Source organism: Roseomonas indoligenes, assembly GCF_017813365.1.
Lineage (GTDB): Bacteria > Pseudomonadota > Alphaproteobacteria > Acetobacterales > Acetobacteraceae > Roseomonas > Roseomonas indoligenes.
Genome location: NZ_JAGIZA010000021.1, coordinates 43857 through 59446, shown reverse-complemented (window position 1 = coordinate 59446; position 15590 = coordinate 43857). Strand labels below are relative to the sequence as shown.

Here is a 15590-nt window from a genome sequence, read left to right as displayed (position 1 = left end):
ATGACATGCGCAGGACCTTCCTCGCGACCATCGCGGCCGCCACCCTCTCCACGGCTGCCCTGGCGCAGCAGGGCCATAGCCACGGCGACCAGGGACCGCACGGCGGGAAGATGCAGGACGTCGTGGGCGTCCACGCCGAACTGCTCACCGCCGAGCGGACGCTGACCGTCCACCTCTATGACGAGGCCGGGAAGCCTGTTCCCTCGACCGGCTACACCGCCTCGGCCCTGGTCGGCTCGGGGCAGGCGCGCCAGGTGGTCCAGCTGGCACCCGGCGCGGAGAACACGATGACCGGGACTGCGGCCAGCCCGGTCGCCCGCGGGACCTCCGTCACGCTGCAGATTAAGAACCCCACCGGGCGCAGCGGCCAAGCACGGTTCTGAATCTGCGGCCCGTGTGATCGCCCGCTCGCCAGGGCAGGCGCCTGCCGCCGTGCAGCTCCGCGCGGTGGCCCCGGCCAGTGGGCCAATATGGAGGGCGAATGGGACAGGATCACGACCACGGTGTGGGCAATGCCAACTCCGCCGCGCTGACGAAGGCGCTCGCCCTGACCGGCACCTTTTTGCTGGCCGAGGTCGCGGGCGCCTACGTCTTCAACAGCCTCGCGCTCCTGTCCGACGCAGCGCACATGCTGACGGACGCGCTGGCCCTTGCCGTTGCCCTCGTTGCTATCCGGGTCGGCCGCCGTCCCGCCGACAGGCGCCGGACCTGGGGCTATCACCGCTTCGAGATCCTCGCGGCCGCCTTCAACGCCTCGCTGCTATTCCTGGTGGCGATCTACATCCTCTACGAGGCGTACCAGCGCTTCCGCGCGCCCGCCGAGGTCGGCACTGTCGGCATGCTGGCCGTCGCCGCCTTCGGCCTGCTGGTGAACTGGATCTCCATGCGCCTGCTCGCGGGCGGGAGCGAAGGCAGCCTGAACGTGAAGGGCGCATACTTGGAGGTCTGGAGCGACTTCCTTGGCTCGGTGGCCGTCATCGCCGGGGCCGGGGTTATCTGGGCCACGGGCTGGACCTGGGTGGACGCCGTGCTCGGCATCGGCATCGCTCTCTGGGTGCTGCCCCGGACCTGGACCCTCCTGTCCGAGGCGATCGACGTGCTGCTGGAGAGCGTGCCGCGCGGCATCGACCTCAACGCCGTCGAGGCCGCCATGCGCGGGACAGCTGGGGTTCAGGACATCCATGACCTGCACGTCTGGTCGCTGACCAGCGGCAAGGTGGCCCTGTCAGCCCACGTCGTGGTGGAGCCGTCCCTGGCCAGGGAGGACCGCCTGGAGGATGCGCTGGGCACCATGCTGGCCGAGCGGTTCGGCATCACCCACGTCACCGTTCAGGCGGAACTGGCGGGTGCCCATGGCGGCACCACGACCGACGACTGGGGCGCCGCGCCTACACGAGCGTGACGCAACCGAGGGGAAGCTGTCGGGAGCAGAACCAGGTGCCCGACTGCACGTCGAGGCAGCCCTCGGATAGCTCAGCCTGTCGAGGTCTCAGGTGACAGGCCAGAACTGAGACCAGCCGGACCACGCCGTCAAAGTAGCCCCGCTTCACCTAAACAGCTTGATAGCTGTTCATATGTTGACGGTATGGTGAGGCTGTCATATCGGGGCGCCTGCGCCACCAAGCGGCTCGTCCACGAGCCTCGCTCCCGCCGTCCGTGACTGGGCGAAGCGGGTCAGCGGCCGAATTTCGGCCGCCCCCTGCCACACAACCGAGTTGCACCATGCCCCGCACCGTCCGCTTCGGCATCTACAGCATTGCGGTTGGCCTGGCCGTCCTGGTGACGAAGTTCGGCGCGTGGTGGGTCACCGGCAGCGTCGCCCTGTACTCGGACGCGCTGGAAAGCATCATCAACGTCGTGGCGGCCTGCGTGGCCACTTTGGCACTGCACGTCAGCAGCCGCCCCGCCGATGCTGGTCACCCCTACGGCCACGGAAAGGCCGAGTACCTCTCCGCGGTGCTGGAAGGTGTCCTAATCATCCTGGCCGCCCTCTCGATCCTCCGGGAGGCCTATTCTGGCTTCGTCCACCCCCGGCCGATCGAGGCTCCGCTCCTGGGCATCGCAATCAACGCGGCGGCATCGGTCATGAACGGCATGTGGGCGGCGGTGCTCGTGCGGTCCGGCCGGAGCCTGCGTTCCCCCGCCCTGGTAGCGAGCGGCAAGCACCTCTTCACCGACGTCTTCACCTCCGGTGGCGTGCTCGTCGGGTTCGCTCTCGTGCCGCTGACCGGACTGCAATGGCTTGACCCGGCGCTGGCGGCGGTGGTGGCGGTGAACATCCTCTGGAGCGGCTATGGCCTTGTCAGGACCTCCGTCGGCGGGCTCATGGACGCGGCACCCGACCCGGAGACCCTGAAGCGGCTCCGAACGCTCATCTCGGCACACGCGGAGGGAGCGCTCGAGGTCCACGAGCTGCGGGTGCGCCACGTTGGGAATGCGACCTTCCTGGAGTGCCACATCGTCATGCCCGGCGACATGCCGCTGCGCGACGCGCACGCCATCTCAGACCGGATCGAGGCGGCCCTGCGTGAGGACGAGGAGCACATGGTGGTCACGATCCACATGGAGCCGGAGGAGGAAGCCCAGCACCGCGGCGTGCTCGTTCTCTGACAGTTGCTGCGCCGGAGCCTAACCGGGGCTTCACGGCCTCAGCGCAGTAGGAGGCGGGTGCCCGCGAACAGGAGAACGGCCGCGAGGACGTAGCTGGTCGCCCGCTCCGTCATCCATCGCTGTCCGATGGCGGCGCCCAGGATGGCCCCAATGATGGCCCCTACCGAGTAGGCGGCTGTCCCCGAGGCGATCTGCTGCCCGGCGAGCAGGGCGCCCGCGAGGCCGAGCACGGAGTTGAACAGGATGAACGGGGCCGAGATGCCCGCCGTGTGCCTGGCGGAGGCCCAGCCGAACAGGACGAGTTGCGGCACCAGGAAGACGCCACCCCCGACCCCGGTCACCCCGGACAGGAACCCGGCCACCGCACCCGCCAGCATGGCGGGCTGGAGCCTCACGGTGGTCGAGCTGTCGGATGGCCTGCGGCGGTACAGCATCAACCCCGCCGCCACGATGAGCAGGATCCCGGTCGCCCTGAAGTAGAGGGGGCCGTCGAGGACGAGCAGGCCGCCGAGGAAGGCCGTCACCAGCGAGGGCAGCGCGATCGGGAGCAGCAGGCGCCAGTCGATGACGCCGGATCGGTGGAGCCGCCAGGTGGCGTAACCGGCGGCCACGATGTTCATCAGGAGGGCCGTCGGCCTCATCTCCCCGGCCGGGAAGCCCGCGAAGGCCATGACGGCGAGGAAGGCCGTCCCTCCCGCCTGGCCGACGGTAGCGTAGAGAAGCGAGACGCAGGCGATGAGGAAGGTCAGCAGGACGGCGTGATCCATGAGAGGGTGCTGTCGCCCCCTCGGCTCCATGGCAAGCCCGGACGCGATGTCCGATGGATGCGACAGCCGTCCCTCGGACGCAGATTTCCCTCTTGAACCTCCAGCCACTGGAGGTCCTATCTCTGGAGCCGTCAGCAGGAGATCGCTCGATGGACGGCACAGGGACCGAGCGCAAGCAGGGGCAGTCTGTGACCTGGCGCGTGGAGGGCATGGACTGCGCCTCCTGCGTGGCCAAGGTGGAGAAAGCCGTCACCCACCTGCCGGGTGTCACGGACGTCACGGTGAACCTCATGGCCGAGCGTCTGGGAGCCACCCTGGCGCCGGGCGGCGCTACTCCGGCGGCCGTGGAGGGCCAGATCTCCGCCCTGGGCTACAAGGCCACCCGCCTGGACGCCCCGGCCGCGGCCTCGCCGGAGTTCGCCTGGCACGTGGACGGCATGGACTGCGCCTCCTGCGTCGCCAAGGTCGAGGGCGCCGTGAAGCGCCTGCCCGGCGTCTCGGACGTCGCGGTGAACCTGATGGCGGAGCGGCTCACCCTGCGCCTGGAGCCGGGCCAGACCGACCCGGCCGCCGTCGAGCACACCATCTCCGCCATTGGCTACACGCCCCGCCCGCTTCCCGCGAGCTCGATCGCGAAGGTCGCCCCGCATGCGGCCGATGACGAAGCGGGCCATGACTATGCCGCGCACGACCACGCGGGCCACGACCACGGCGACCACGATCACGCCGGACATGACCATGGCCATGGCGGCGCCTTCGGCCATTCGCATGCCGACCACGACGACCCGGCGGACGCGACCAAGCCCTGGTACGCCACGGGTAAGGCCCGCCTCGTCTGGCTCCTGGGCGCCCTGGTCGTTGGCGTCCATGCCCTGTCACTGGTCGTCCCGGACCGCCTGACCTACCCGCTCTTCCTGGCCGCGACCCTCGTCGCCCTGGTACCCTTCGGCCGCCGGGCCTTCGCCCTGGCGCGGGCCGGGACGCCGTTCTCGATCGAGACCCTGATGGTGACGGCCGCCGCGGGCGCCGCGGTCATCGGCGCCGCCGAGGAGGCGGCCGTGGTCGTCCTGCTTTTCGCCCTGGGCGAAATGCTGGAGAACGTGGCGGCCGGGCGCGCCCGGGCGGGCATCAAGGCGCTCGCGAGCCTGATGCCTCGGACGGCCCTCCGCCTGCGGCCCGACGGCTCCACCGAGGAACTCCCGCCCGAACGGCTCGCGGTCGACGATCTCGTGCTGGTGCGCCCCGGCGACCGGGTGCCTTGCGACGGCTCCATCGAGGAAGGCCAGTCTGCCCTGGACGAGAGCCCGGTGACGGGCGAGAGCGTGCCCGTGTCCCGCGGCCCCGGCGAGGCCGTCGTAGCGGGCTCCATCAACGCCGACGGCGCCTTACGCATCCGCGTAACCCGGGCGGCCACCGACAACACCATCGCCCGCATCATCCGCATGGTGGAGGAGGCGACCGCCTCCCGCGCGCCCACGCAGCGCTTCATCGAGCGCTTCTCGACCTATTGGACGCCGGGCGCGATGGTCGTGTCACTGCTGGTCATCCTCGTTCCGCCCTTCCTGCTGGGCTGGGACTGGTGGACCAGCGTCTACCGCGGCTTGGCCGTCCTCCTGATCGCCTGCCCCTGCGCCCTGGTCATCTCCGTGCCCGCCGCCATGGCCTCCGGGCTGTCCGCGGGCGCCCGGCGGGGCCTGCTTATCAAGGGCGGCGCGGCCCTGGAGGAGATGGGCGCAGCCAAGGTGGTCGCCTTCGACAAAACGGGCACGCTCACCGCGGGCCATCCCAAGGTGACGGACGTCCTACCCGCCGGAGGGACCTCGGAGACCGACCTGCTCGCCCTGGCGGCCGGGGTCGAGCAGGGCTCCTCGCATCCGCTCGCCAAGGCCGTTGTTGCAGCAGCCGAGGCCCGGGGCGTCGCAACGCCTCCCGTCTCCGATCAGGCCGCCGTGCCCGGCAAGGGCGTCACCGCGACTGTGGGTGGGCGCAAGGTCAGCGTCGGCAGCCCCCGCCACGCCACGGAGTCAGGCGCCCAGCTGGGCGGGTTGGCGGAGGCGATTACCCGCTTGGAGAACGAGGGCAAGACGGCCGTCGTGGTTCTCGCCGACGGCGCGACTGCGGGCGTCCTGGCGCTCCGTGACGAACCGCGGGGCGACGCGGCCGAGGGGATTGCCGCCCTGTCGAAGCTGGGCATCCACTCGCTGATGCTGACGGGCGACAATGCCCGAACGGGCGCCGCGATCGCCAAGGGGCTGGGGCTCGACGTGAAGGCCGAGCTGCTACCGGACGGCAAGCTGCGGGAGATTGGAGCGCTTCGGTCCGCGGGGACGGTCGTCATGGTGGGCGACGGCATCAACGACGCCCCAGCGCTAGCGGCAGCCTCGGTCGGCGTCGCCATGGGTGGCGGAACCGATGTCGCCCTGGAGACGGCGGATGCCGCCGTCCTCAAGGACCGCGTCTCCGGGATCGCCGAGCTCGTCGGACTGTCGCGGTCCACCATGGCCAACGTGAAGGCCAACGTGGCCATCGCTGTCGGCCTCAAGGCGGTCTTCCTCGTGACCACGCTGATCGGGGTCACTGGCCTGTGGCCCGCCATCATCGCGGACACAGGGGCGACCGTTCTGGTCACGCTGAACGCCCTGCGCCTGCTCGCCTGGAAACCCGGCGCATGACCGGAACCGAGGTCTCCACGACCGCGGGGCGGGCAACCTTGCTGATTGGCTCCGGCCTTGCCGCGGCGACCGTCCTCGCGCTGGATCAGGCGACCAAGGCCTGGGCGCTCTCTGCGCTCTGGCCGCCGCACGTGCCGCACCCGGTCACGCCTTTCCTGAACTGGCGCCTCGGGTTCAACACGGGCGCCACCTTCGGTATGTTTTCCAGCGGCTCGGCCTCCGGTGTCTGGCTCCTTATCGGCGTCGCGGTGGCGGTCACGGCGTGGCTGCTGGCCTGGATGTGGCGGACCCGGTCGCGCCTAGAGGCCACGTCACTGGGCATGGTCATCGGCGGGGCCGTCGGCAACGTGGTGGACCGCCTGCGACGGGGCGCCGTGACGGACTTCATCGACGCCCACTACGCGGGCTGGCACTGGCCGACCTTCAACGTGGCGGACATCGGCATTGTCTGCGGCGTTGTCCTGCTACTGGCGGGTTCATTCCGGCCGGAGCGGAAGGCTGCCGCGACGACGGGCGCCGACGCGTAAGAGGCCACCGCGTCGGGCGGGCAGGTGCCTGAGGGGATGCGGACCCTGAGGCTGATCAGGCGGGCCGCGTGGGCGGCCGTAGCCGTGCTGGGCTTCGTCGTTGTGGGCGCCGCGACGGGATGGCTCGTGACGGGCGGCCCGCTTGGCAGCAGGGAGGCCCGCCTGCCCGCCATCGGCGGCCCGTTCTCTCTCACCGACTATTGGGGCCGGGCGGTGACCGAGCGCGACTTCTTGGACGAGCCGACGGCCGTGTTCTTCGGCTTTATCTTCTGCCCGGACGTCTGCCCCACGATGCTGGCCCGCATGGGCGAGCACGTCGATGCCCTCGGGGTGGACGCCGACCGCATCAACTGGCTGCTGATCAGCGTGGATCACGAGCCGGACACGCCGCCGAGGATGGCCGAGTACATGGCGCTCTTCGACCAGCGCATCGTCGGGCTGTCGCGGACGGAGCGCCAAGTCGCCAGGGCGGCTCAATCCTTCCAGGTGCAGTAGCGCCGGGTTCCTCTGGCAGGGGGCGATTACACCAGGCTTCTCGTCCGCCATGTCGACCTGGTGGACAACGGTGTCGAGCGCGCGGCGCCGACCGATCTCACCTCGATGGTCGACACCTTCAATAGTGCCTGGGACGCGCCGAGCCAGTCCGATCCCATTGCCTTCGAGGAGCACCAGCGCCAGGGCTTCCTTCGCGCCAGCCGTATGGTCGCCGAGGCGCTGGAGCGGCAGGTCGAGAAGGAGCGCGGCGCGGCCTTCGCCTACCAGGCGGTGGCGCAGGCCTGGGAGGACTGCAAGGCCGGGGTGAGCGGCATCCATCCCGACCTGCTGGAGCTGCCGCTGGGCATGCCGTGGCAGCGGCCGGCCTTCGACTTGGCGATGCCGGTCCTCTACGTGATGAGCCCGGAGCCCGACGGCAAATGGAAGGTGCAGGCCATGCCGGCCGAGAAGGGAAGCTTCGCCAGCCGCCTGGAGATGCCGGCCGCCTGGCGCGGGCTGCAGGACGCCGCCCTCGAAGCGGCCTGCGGCATTCCAGGAGCCGTCTTCGTCCATCGCGGCGGCCACCTGGCGATCGCTGCGACCCGAGATGCTGCCCTGGCCATGGCCAAAGCCTGCCTGACCAACAAGCTCTCGCCCGCTGAGGCCCTGAGAAAGGCGTGGGGACGCTGACGGCCAGCTGACTACGCCTGAACGATCAAGCGCCCTTGATGCCCAACGCACGGTATACCGGATATCCGGCCTGAGCGGACCTGCAACTACCGGCCAGCTCAGATTGGACCCGACATGACGGCTCTGCGTCCAATCCAGCCGTTCGCGTCTTAAGGTTGCCTTCCAGGAAGCGGAAGTTGCTGCTCACTTGGCATATAGCCGCTTGGAGTGGATGGTAGCTCTTGCGCTTCCCACCTGCCGGGCCGTTCATAACGCCTCGATACCGGCAGCTGATCCCTGCGATCAGGCCGAGAAGCAGGCAAGTGAGGCCATGACACTTAGAATGTACGACTGGCACAATGGTCCTTACCCGGCGCGCGTTCGTATCGCCCTGGCCGAGAAGGACCTGCAATCCCACGTCCAGTTCGTGTCCGTGAACCTGAGGAAAGGGGAGCACAAGACGGAGGAATTTCGCGCCAAGAACTACTCAGGCACGTTACCCGTTCTTGAACTCGACGACGGTACGTTGATCGCAGAGTGCACGGCCATCACCGAGTACCTCGACACTCTCGACGGCCAGCCGACACTGACGGGCAGGACACCCCGCGAGAAGGGCGTGATCCACATGATGAGCCGGCGCGCCGAGTTGGAGGTGCTGGATGCAATCAGCATCTACTTTCACCATGCTACGCCCGGCCTCGGCCCTCACGTCGAAGTCTATCAGAACCGGGAATGGGGTCTCTACCAGCGCGACAAGGCCGTGAGGGGAATGCGCTACTTCGATGGCGTCTTGCGTGGGCAGTCATTCGTCGCGGGCGAGGATTTCTCGATGGCCGACATCGCGCTTATCGGCGGCATGATCTTCGCAGCCATGCTGGAGGTGCAGGTGCCCGTCGAGTGCGATGCGCTCGTGTCGTGGTACGCGAGGATGTGGGAGCGTCCGAGCGTTCAGAACTGGCAGGCGATGTCCGCCTGAACTTCCGCTTGGAGTTGACCGCGGCGGCAGCTCTCCGACCGAAGCCGGGGTGGGCAAGCTGTGGAAACAGGCGCAGTGCTTGCGGGCGAACATCTGCTATCCCCTATCACCCTTTCGGGACAGGAAGCATGTTCACCCACGTCATGATCGGCAGCAACAACCTCCAACGCGCCAGGGAATTCTACGACGCCACCTTCGCCGCGTTGGGAGGCGGGCCCGGCGAGATGGATGCGAGGGGCAGGCTGATCTACGCGCACGAGGGCGGGCGGCTGATGATCACGACGCCGATCAACGGCCAGCCGGCGACGGCTGCCAATGGCGGGACCATCGGCATCGCCGCCGCGAGCCGAGACCATGTTCTCGCCTGGCATGAGGCCGGCACCACGCACGGTGGCACCGCCATCGAGAGCCCGCCCACGGAGCGCCCGAACGGGTCCTTCGTCGCCTACCTTCGCGACCCGGACGGAAACAAGCTCACCGCACGAACCCCGGCGACAATGTAGTTGCCCTAGCCGGCGTGTAAGCGCTGTGTGGGTGAAGCGGGCATCGGCGCCTCTCGGGACCTCGTGGGTGGTGCAGGACGCCACCGGGACAATCACCGGGTATTAGCGGCACTCGGCCGGAACGCCGTCACGAAGGCCTCCATGACAGCGGTGAGGTTCGCTCGGCGGCTTAGCATCCGGTGCGACCGCCTCCAGGTGCGTGACGCGGCAGCTTCCGCTCCTTACGGATTGGCGGGCCGATCGCCCGAACTGCTTTCCAGCTCACCGAGGTAGGTGCGAAGCAACGTCACGCGCTTCGGACGAAAGCTCGTCCCCGTTGCCCTTATCCCAGTAATCCGGTCGCTGAGGAACATGCGGAACGCCTCGCGCAGGCAGCACCACGCCAGGAGGGTCAGCGTTCGGTCGGTGTATACGACCGCGAGCGGCAGGATCACGCGCTCAGTGACGGCGCCGTTTCCGTCCGTGTAGCGAATGTGCAGCGCCTCCTCTTTCCAGCAGGCCTCGCGGACCGCCTCCACGTCGCAGGTCGCGGCATTCCGCGGGTCCGGCCGATAGACCCGGGAGACCGCATGGAACAGGAACTGTTCCCGGTCGTCCGGCAAGCTCGCGGCGACCTTGGCTAGGACGGAGGTGGCGGCTCTCTCCAGGGTCGGATCCCCCATGCGCTGGACCTCCGCCAAGCCCAGCGCCAGCGCCTCGATCTCCGCGCGGTCGAAGGTCTGGGGCGGAAGCGCGTAGTCCTCGACCAGCCGATAGCCGTAGCCCCGCTCGCCCTCGATCCGGGCGCCCGCCGTCCGCAGGCTCTCAATGTCGCGGTAGAGCGAGCGCAGCGACACCTCCGTCTCCCTTGCCAGGCGGGCAGCGGTGATGGGTGGGGGCATGACGCGCATCGCATGAAGGAGCCGGAGAAGACGCGCCGAGCGGGCCATGGTGCTACTGCCGTAAAATGTCAGTTGGGCCAGCGTAGCTTCGTCCTCACCAAAGGCGAAGGCGAACCCGCGATGGCGATCAAGACCACGACCCACCTGAACTTCCGCGGCAATGCCCGCGATGCGCTCGCGTTTTACCAGTCCGTATTCGGCGGCGAGCTGACGGCGTTCACCTATGCCCAGGCGCAGGCCGTCACGGATCCGGCGGAGGCGGATCAGATCATCTGGGGCCAGGTACTGGCCGAGGACGGCTTCCATGTCATGGCCTACGACGTGCCCTCGGCCGTCTCATGGGATCCGGGCACGATCCCGGTCTTCGTCTCGGTCCAAGGCGGCGATGCCGAAGGGATCAGCCGGTGCTGGAAGAGGCTGGTGGAGGACGGGACCGTTGTCCGGCCGATCGGGCCATCCGGGTTCTCACCCTTCTACGGTATGGTTCGCGACCGCTTCGGCACCACCTGGGTTCTAGCCGTCGAGGCCGCCCGCCCCGCGCCCTGATCGGCTCGGAGACTCGCAACGGACCGAGGTCGTTTCGAATGGCATTCGTCGGCCTCAGAATTCGACCATCGGACGGAGGCCGACAGGGGCCAGCGTGCGATCCCGCTGGATGTCCGCTTCTCAAACTCTCGGCTCAAGAGCGGCCATTCTGCTTACGGCCAACATCGCCCCTCCGCTTAGCGGCCATACCAGCCGGCCGACGTGTATTTTGGCCGTTTGCTAAGCAGACATCGCCGTTTCGGGTGGAGCTGTGGCCCGACAGCCCTGGACACACCGATGATGTCGGCACCCCCTTTCCGGCGTTAGTGCACCGTTCAATCAGCCGACGATGTGCGATCGGAGGCACCCCATCCTTGCAAACCGATGCAGAAGCGCGTCAGCCGACCTCTGTTGTCCTTGCAGATCTCTTCCAGCAAGCGGCACCCGAGCACGTCACCCTCGACTGGCTGCTCCGGGGTCTCGGGGACCGTTCGTTCGGGGTTCTTCTCCTCCTGCTAGCCCTTCTCGGTGCCCTGCCCGGCGTGTCAGTCGCGGTCGCGCTGCTCCTGCCCATCCCGGCCTACCAGATGCTGCGCGCCCACCCCGGTCCGGTCTTCCCCCGGGCCGTTGCGACCCGCCCGATCTCGGCTCGGCCTCTCGCCCGGCTGATCCGCGGTGTGGTCCCGGTCCTCCGCCTGCTGGAGAAGGTCGTCCATCCCCGCTGGGCCACGCCCTTCGAGGCCACCAAGCGCGTGGTCGGCGCGGCCATCCTGCCGGTGAGCGTCGGGTTCTTCGTCCCAGTACCGCTGAGCAACATCCCACCGGCCCTGGTCGTCGCCCTGATCGCCTTCGCGTACCTGGAGAGGGATGGTCTTCTTCTCCTCTTCGGGCTCCTGACCGCGCTGGCCGTCGTCGTCGGCGCGGCTCTGCTTGCCTGGGAGACGTTGAGCACGACGGGTTGGGTGCCTGGCCTGCTCTAGGAGGAGCCTGTCCGTGACGATCATCGTCTCCGTGAAGATCAACGACGGCGTGGTCATGGCCGCCGACAGCGCTGGTACCATGGCCAGCGGGCAGGTCTATGGCCATGCGAACAAGATCACGAACCTCTACGAGGGCCTGCCGATCGGCGCGATGTCCACCGGCGCGGGTGGCATCGGGAACGAGTCCGTCGAGACCCTGCTCAAGGATCTACGGCGGCGCTTTGCCGGGCTTGATCCGGAGCATGCGGACTGGCGGCTCGATCCCGCGGCCTACACCCTGGAGGACGTGGCCCATCGACTACGGACCTTCCTCTTCGAGGAGAGGGTTCAGGCCGGTGACGAGGACACCAGCCTGCAACTGCGGGTCTGCGGCTACTCCGCAGGCCGCCCGCTCGCTGAAGTATGGGAGGTCAACATCGTCGGCCGTGCCTGCCCGGCGCCCCGCTGCATCATGGGCGAGGAAGGATTCGGCGTGCTGTGGGACGGACAGTACGAGGCGCTCAACCGGCTCATCCTGGGGACCGGCTTCGAGATCGGGGCGGCCCTCGCCCGGCATGGCATCCCTAAGGGCCAGGCCTCGCACTGCAGGCAGGGCTGGTCGGGGACCTCTACGCCACACTCTCGGCCCCGGCCATGCCGATCCAGGACGCGATCGACCTCGCGCGCTTCCTCGTCGAGACCACCATCGGATTCGTGCGCTTCGCGGTCTTCCTGCCGAAATCCGTGGGCGGGGCGGTGCAGATCGCCGCGATCACCAAGCACGAGGGCTTCCGCTGGGTGCAGCGACCAGACCTTCGTGGGATGGAGCTTGGTTGACCCCCGGTACTGCTAGGAGGAAATCGTCGCAGAAGGGCAGCGCTCGACGGCTACGCTGTTCGCCAGTTCGGCAGGCGATGGATCCGCTCGTCGAGTGTGAGAAGCCCAGGAAAGGAGATCCAGGATGGCTGTTGAGGCAAGGGAGCTGTACGAGAGCTCGAACGGAGACTGTTGGTACCTCGTCCGTGAACCCCGTTCGGGGCAGGTTTTCATCCGGCACGAGCCGAACCGCGCCTCCGGCGGCGAAGCCGAGTTGATCGAGATAGCTGACTTTCTCCGACAAGGTTCAGGGCCGGAACAGCAGGAGCTGCTGCGCTTGATCGGCACCTTGCTCGACCAGCGCTGACGCTGTCGGGTCCGGTCGTGAAGCGAGCCGGCAGTCGCGTTTGTCCCGGCTTCTATGTTGCGCCCGTAGTGCACCGCCGAAGAGCAGGAGCAGGACCATCATGGCGATGCGCTCGATCTGATCGGTTACCGCGTGCATCTGAAGCTGGAAGTCGTCCTCACGGGGAGCGTGGCGGAAGGCAACCGCGGTGACGAAGACGGCCAGGAAGCCGTAGCAGTGAATGATCTCCGTCCGCCCATAGCAAACGAGGATGGCGGCGAGGGCGATTAGCCCGTCACCGGTCTTGGCCAGCTTGGTCTCGGCCGGGACGTGGAGGTGAGCCATCCGAAGGCGCGCCCGATCAGCCAGCCGGCGCCGACTTCCGCACCGATCTCCCATGGCACCCGGTAGGCGAACCACTCGGCGAACCACATGCCGGTAACGTGTGCCTGAGAGGGAATGTGGCGTGCTAGGTTGACCAATGATCCAAGCCTCCCTCCGTGTTGTCCCAGCCATGACTCTCAGTTCACGCAGTGTCTGGCATCGGGCCAGCCGCGACGTTGTTGCCGCGTTCCTCGTCATGGGGGGCATGCTCGGACTGATGTTTCTCACGGGGCTCATGGTGCCATGAACGACAATCTAGGCTCAGGACCCATTAATTTGGGGTAGCGCCTGATCGGGTTGGCTGATTCCATGGCGACTGGAGGTGCTGCCATGGCTGACGTGTTCTGGCTGACGAAGGCTCAGATCCGCAGGATCGAACCCTACTTCCCTCTCTCCCACGGGGTGCCCCGTGTGGATGATCAGCGGGTGGTCAGCGGCATTCTCCACGTCATCCGCAACGGGCTGCGGTGGCGCGACGCCCCGGCCGAGTACGGGCCGCACAAGACGCTCTACAACCGCTTCATCCGATGGAGCCGCCTCGGCGTGTTCAACCGTATCTTCGCCGGGCTCGCCGGGCGCAAAGGTGAGCCGGACCGCCTGATGATTGACGCCACCCATCTCAAGGCGCACCGGACGGCCGCCAGCCTGCTCAAAAAGGGGCTGTTCCCCGCCGTATCGGGCGCACCAAAGGCGGCCTGAACTCCAAGCTCCACGCGGTCTGCGATGGCCAGGGCCGCCCTGTCGTGCTCCTGCTCTCGGAAGGCCAGATGAGCGACCACAAGGGCGCGGCCCTGATGCTGCCCCGTCTGCCGCGGGCCAAGGAACTGCTCGGCGACAAGGGATACGACAGCAACCGCTTCCGCCAGGCGCTCACCGCCCGCGGCATCGAGCCCTGCATTCCCTCATCCAGGAGCCGCAAGCTCCCGATCCCCTACGACAAAGCCCTCTACCGCCAGCGGCACCGCATCGAGAACATGTTCGGCCGTCTGAAAGACTGGCGCCGCACCGCCATGCGCTACGACCGATGCGCCCACACCTTCTTCTCCGCCATCCTTCTCGCCAGCACCGTCCTCTTCTGGATTAACGAGTCCTGAGCCTAGCCCACCACTCCGTGCCGCGCTGGAGCCATGACCGCATCCTCTTCGATATCGAGGATCGCGGCGTCCTTGTACATTGTGCCATCTCGAAGGCGGCCATTCAGGATTCCTCCGAGAAGCGCCTGAACTTACCGGAGCAGATCCTGCGACAGTTCATGGACATCCGGGACCACGTCACGGCAGTCGCCATCCGCAAGAGCCGGAAGATGGCACCAGCGCAGGGACTACTCTGCGTTTGGTCAAGCGACCTGGATGACGATCCAGCGCCGGCGGCCCCGGCGGTCTCCCGCGCAGCAGCGGGATGACGCACGACGCTGCCAGCCGGGCTGCCGAGGCGATCGCCGACCTGCTCGCGGGGTCGCTGGACGACTGCCGGCGCGCGGTGGCGAAGGCGGACATCGGGCGGGCGAACCTCGCCCTGACTCTCACTGCCGACCGGCTGAGGCGCATACGACGGGACCTGCGCGAAGAGGTCACCGCAAAGGCGGAACCGGACCTGGGCGACCCACCACAGGAGTAGCCGCGACCCGGTCCGCCGGGCGCAGGCCGGCACCATAGGCCACCGCGAGCGCGGCCCGGTGCTTGAGGCAGGTCGTGGCCGCGATCAGGCGTGCGGCCTCGTCGGGGCTGAGCACGACCGGTAGCTTGCGGGAATAACGGAGCCGGGCCAGGTCCGGCCGGTCAAGCGTGTGGTTGAAGAAAAAGCGCAGGGCCGCGACGGTGCTGTTCATGGCAGGCGCATGCAGGCCCTGCTCGGACTGCCGGATCTGGAACCGGCGGATGTCCTCGGCCGTCGCCGTGCTGGGCGAGCGCTCCAGGAAGGCGGCAAAGCTCTCGACGGTGCGGAGGTAGTCCTTGCGGGTTTTCTCGGTGAACCCGCGCACGGCCATGTCGGCGACGAAGCACTCGCGCATGCTACCGGAGGCTGCGGGAGGGAGATGGGTCATCGGAGTCTCGCCGGGATCGAGGAGCTCCCAGCGTCGGCTCGGGCCTGAGCCCGCTCAGTTCATCCCTGTCTGGCGACGGGGCAGCGCGTTAGTGCAAGCAGGACCGATCCAACGATAGCGGGTTCGTTCTACGGCCATACCTAGCCGCACTACATGCGGACCCATATCCACGTGATGGTGCACCGACCTCTCTCCGGTGTATCAGGTTACCACAACCACCTCTCTTTCCCCGGGGCAGAACCGCCCCGGCTGTGATCAGCATCATCCAACCAAGTCCCCTTAGCACCTCGGCTCACATTAGTGAGCTCGGGAGGGCATGGAGCGTTTCTGGTTCGTCCATGCTCCCCTCAGGCCACGATAAGAGACCTGGCGCGTCCGCAGGTGTTTTCCTGCCCGGCCAGGCCGCATTTGTGGCATAGGTCCCCGGCCTTAAGGGC

The 15590-nt window shown here is 67.9% G+C and carries 19 protein-coding genes; 15 read left to right on the top strand and 4 right to left on the bottom strand.

Annotation, left to right across the window (positions count from 1 at the left end):
- The first annotated feature begins 5 nt into the window (after window positions 1-5).
- The 3 genes from J5Y10_RS23645 to J5Y10_RS23635 all read left to right on the top strand — a co-directional run bounded on the left by J5Y10_RS23645 (window position 6) and on the right by J5Y10_RS23635 (window position 2610).
- The gene (locus J5Y10_RS23645; protein ID WP_209376595.1) at window positions 6-383 is read left to right on the top strand and encodes a hypothetical protein; all 378 of its coding nucleotides are present in this window, start codon (window positions 6-8) and stop codon (window positions 381-383) included.
- 98 nt (window positions 384-481) lie between these two features.
- Window positions 482-1402, top strand: coding sequence for a cation diffusion facilitator family transporter (locus tag J5Y10_RS23640; protein ID WP_209376594.1), 921 nt, complete (start codon window positions 482-484; stop codon window positions 1400-1402).
- 320 nt (window positions 1403-1722) lie between these two features.
- A complete protein-coding gene (locus J5Y10_RS23635) occupies window positions 1723-2610 on the top strand; it encodes a cation diffusion facilitator family transporter (protein ID WP_209376593.1) in 888 nt (295 codons plus the stop codon).
- Window positions 2611-2648: 38 nt separating this feature from the next.
- Here J5Y10_RS23635 and J5Y10_RS23630 read toward each other — a convergent pair whose 3' ends face one another.
- Entirely contained in the window at window positions 2649-3377 is a 729-nt protein-coding gene (locus tag J5Y10_RS23630; RefSeq protein WP_245215021.1) for a sulfite exporter TauE/SafE family protein, read from the bottom strand.
- A gap of 149 nt (window positions 3378-3526) precedes the next feature.
- On the opposite strand from J5Y10_RS23630, the gene J5Y10_RS23625 reads away from it, so the two are divergent.
- The 6 genes from J5Y10_RS23625 to J5Y10_RS23600 all read left to right on the top strand — a co-directional run bounded on the left by J5Y10_RS23625 (window position 3527) and on the right by J5Y10_RS23600 (window position 9198).
- Window positions 3527-6049 carry a heavy metal translocating P-type ATPase gene (locus tag J5Y10_RS23625; RefSeq protein WP_209376591.1) on the top strand — a complete coding sequence of 841 codons (2523 nt, stop codon included), beginning with the start codon at window positions 3527-3529 and terminating at the stop codon, window positions 6047-6049.
- A complete protein-coding gene (gene lspA, locus J5Y10_RS23620) occupies window positions 6046-6576 on the top strand; it encodes a signal peptidase II (RefSeq protein WP_209376590.1) in 531 nt (176 codons plus the stop codon). The genes J5Y10_RS23625 and lspA overlap by 4 nt, the downstream gene beginning before the upstream one ends.
- A gap of 36 nt (window positions 6577-6612) precedes the next feature.
- The gene (locus tag J5Y10_RS23615; protein ID WP_209376589.1) at window positions 6613-7071 is read left to right on the top strand and encodes an SCO family protein; all 459 of its coding nucleotides are present in this window, start codon (window positions 6613-6615) and stop codon (window positions 7069-7071) included.
- A 12-nt stretch (window positions 7072-7083) separates the two neighbouring features.
- Complete coding sequence (locus tag J5Y10_RS23610; RefSeq protein WP_280855925.1) at window positions 7084-7740, top strand: MYG1 family protein; 657 nt, start codon at window positions 7084-7086, stop codon at window positions 7738-7740.
- Between the two features lie 322 nt (window positions 7741-8062).
- Window positions 8063-8695: a glutathione S-transferase gene (locus J5Y10_RS23605; RefSeq protein ID WP_245215020.1), complete on the top strand. Its 633-nt coding sequence runs from the start codon at window positions 8063-8065 to the stop codon at window positions 8693-8695.
- 128 nt (window positions 8696-8823) lie between these two features.
- Window positions 8824-9198, top strand: coding sequence for a VOC family protein (locus tag J5Y10_RS23600; RefSeq protein WP_209376586.1), 375 nt, complete (start codon window positions 8824-8826; stop codon window positions 9196-9198).
- A gap of 221 nt (window positions 9199-9419) precedes the next feature.
- Here J5Y10_RS23600 and J5Y10_RS23595 read toward each other — a convergent pair whose 3' ends face one another.
- Window positions 9420-10079: a helix-turn-helix transcriptional regulator gene (locus J5Y10_RS23595; protein ID WP_209376585.1), complete on the bottom strand. Its 660-nt coding sequence runs from the start codon at window positions 10077-10079 to the stop codon at window positions 9420-9422.
- Between the two features lie 12 nt (window positions 10080-10091).
- Here J5Y10_RS23595 and J5Y10_RS23590 point away from each other — a divergent pair, with 12 nt between their 5' ends.
- The 3 genes from J5Y10_RS23590 to J5Y10_RS23580 are packed head-to-tail and all read left to right on the top strand — an operon-like array spanning window position 10092 to window position 12416.
- On the top strand, window positions 10092-10625 hold the full coding sequence (locus J5Y10_RS23590) for a VOC family protein (RefSeq protein WP_209376584.1): 534 nt from the start codon (window positions 10092-10094) through the stop codon (window positions 10623-10625).
- 38 nt (window positions 10626-10663) lie between these two features.
- Entirely contained in the window at window positions 10664-11584 is a 921-nt protein-coding gene (locus tag J5Y10_RS23585) for an exopolysaccharide biosynthesis protein (protein WP_209376583.1), read from the top strand.
- Window positions 11585-11597: 13 nt separating this feature from the next.
- Window positions 11598-12416: an Ntn hydrolase family protein gene (locus tag J5Y10_RS23580; protein WP_209376582.1), complete on the top strand. Its 819-nt coding sequence runs from the start codon at window positions 11598-11600 to the stop codon at window positions 12414-12416.
- A gap of 270 nt (window positions 12417-12686) precedes the next feature.
- Here the strand turns inward: J5Y10_RS23580 and J5Y10_RS23575 are convergent, their stop codons facing one another.
- Window positions 12687-13070 (bottom strand): hypothetical protein, encoded by a 384-nt coding sequence (locus tag J5Y10_RS23575; protein WP_209376581.1) that lies wholly within the window; start codon window positions 13068-13070, stop codon window positions 12687-12689.
- Window positions 13071-13439: 369 nt separating this feature from the next.
- Here J5Y10_RS23575 and J5Y10_RS23570 point away from each other — a divergent pair.
- The 3 genes from J5Y10_RS23570 (at window position 13440) to J5Y10_RS23560 (ending at window position 14726) form a co-directional block, all read left to right on the top strand.
- Window positions 13440-14203, top strand: a protein-coding gene (locus J5Y10_RS23570; RefSeq protein WP_209376580.1) for an IS5 family transposase whose coding sequence is annotated in 2 segments (ribosomal slippage) — window positions 13440-13773 and window positions 13773-14203 — 765 coding nt in all. Because the reading frame shifts where the segments join, the coding sequence is not laid out codon by codon here.
- A gap of 17 nt (window positions 14204-14220) precedes the next feature.
- A complete protein-coding gene (locus tag J5Y10_RS28940) occupies window positions 14221-14511 on the top strand; it encodes a DUF1488 family protein (RefSeq protein WP_209376579.1) in 291 nt (96 codons plus the stop codon).
- A complete protein-coding gene (locus tag J5Y10_RS23560; RefSeq protein ID WP_209376578.1) occupies window positions 14508-14726 on the top strand; it encodes a hypothetical protein in 219 nt (72 codons plus the stop codon). Before J5Y10_RS28940 ends, J5Y10_RS23560 begins: the two co-directional genes overlap by 4 nt.
- Here the strand turns inward: J5Y10_RS23560 and J5Y10_RS23555 are convergent.
- Window positions 14680-15120: a tyrosine-type recombinase/integrase gene (locus tag J5Y10_RS23555; protein WP_245215019.1), complete on the bottom strand. Its 441-nt coding sequence runs from the start codon at window positions 15118-15120 to the stop codon at window positions 14680-14682. The genes J5Y10_RS23560 and J5Y10_RS23555 overlap by 47 nt on opposite strands.
- Window positions 15121-15590: the final 470 nt, after the last annotated feature.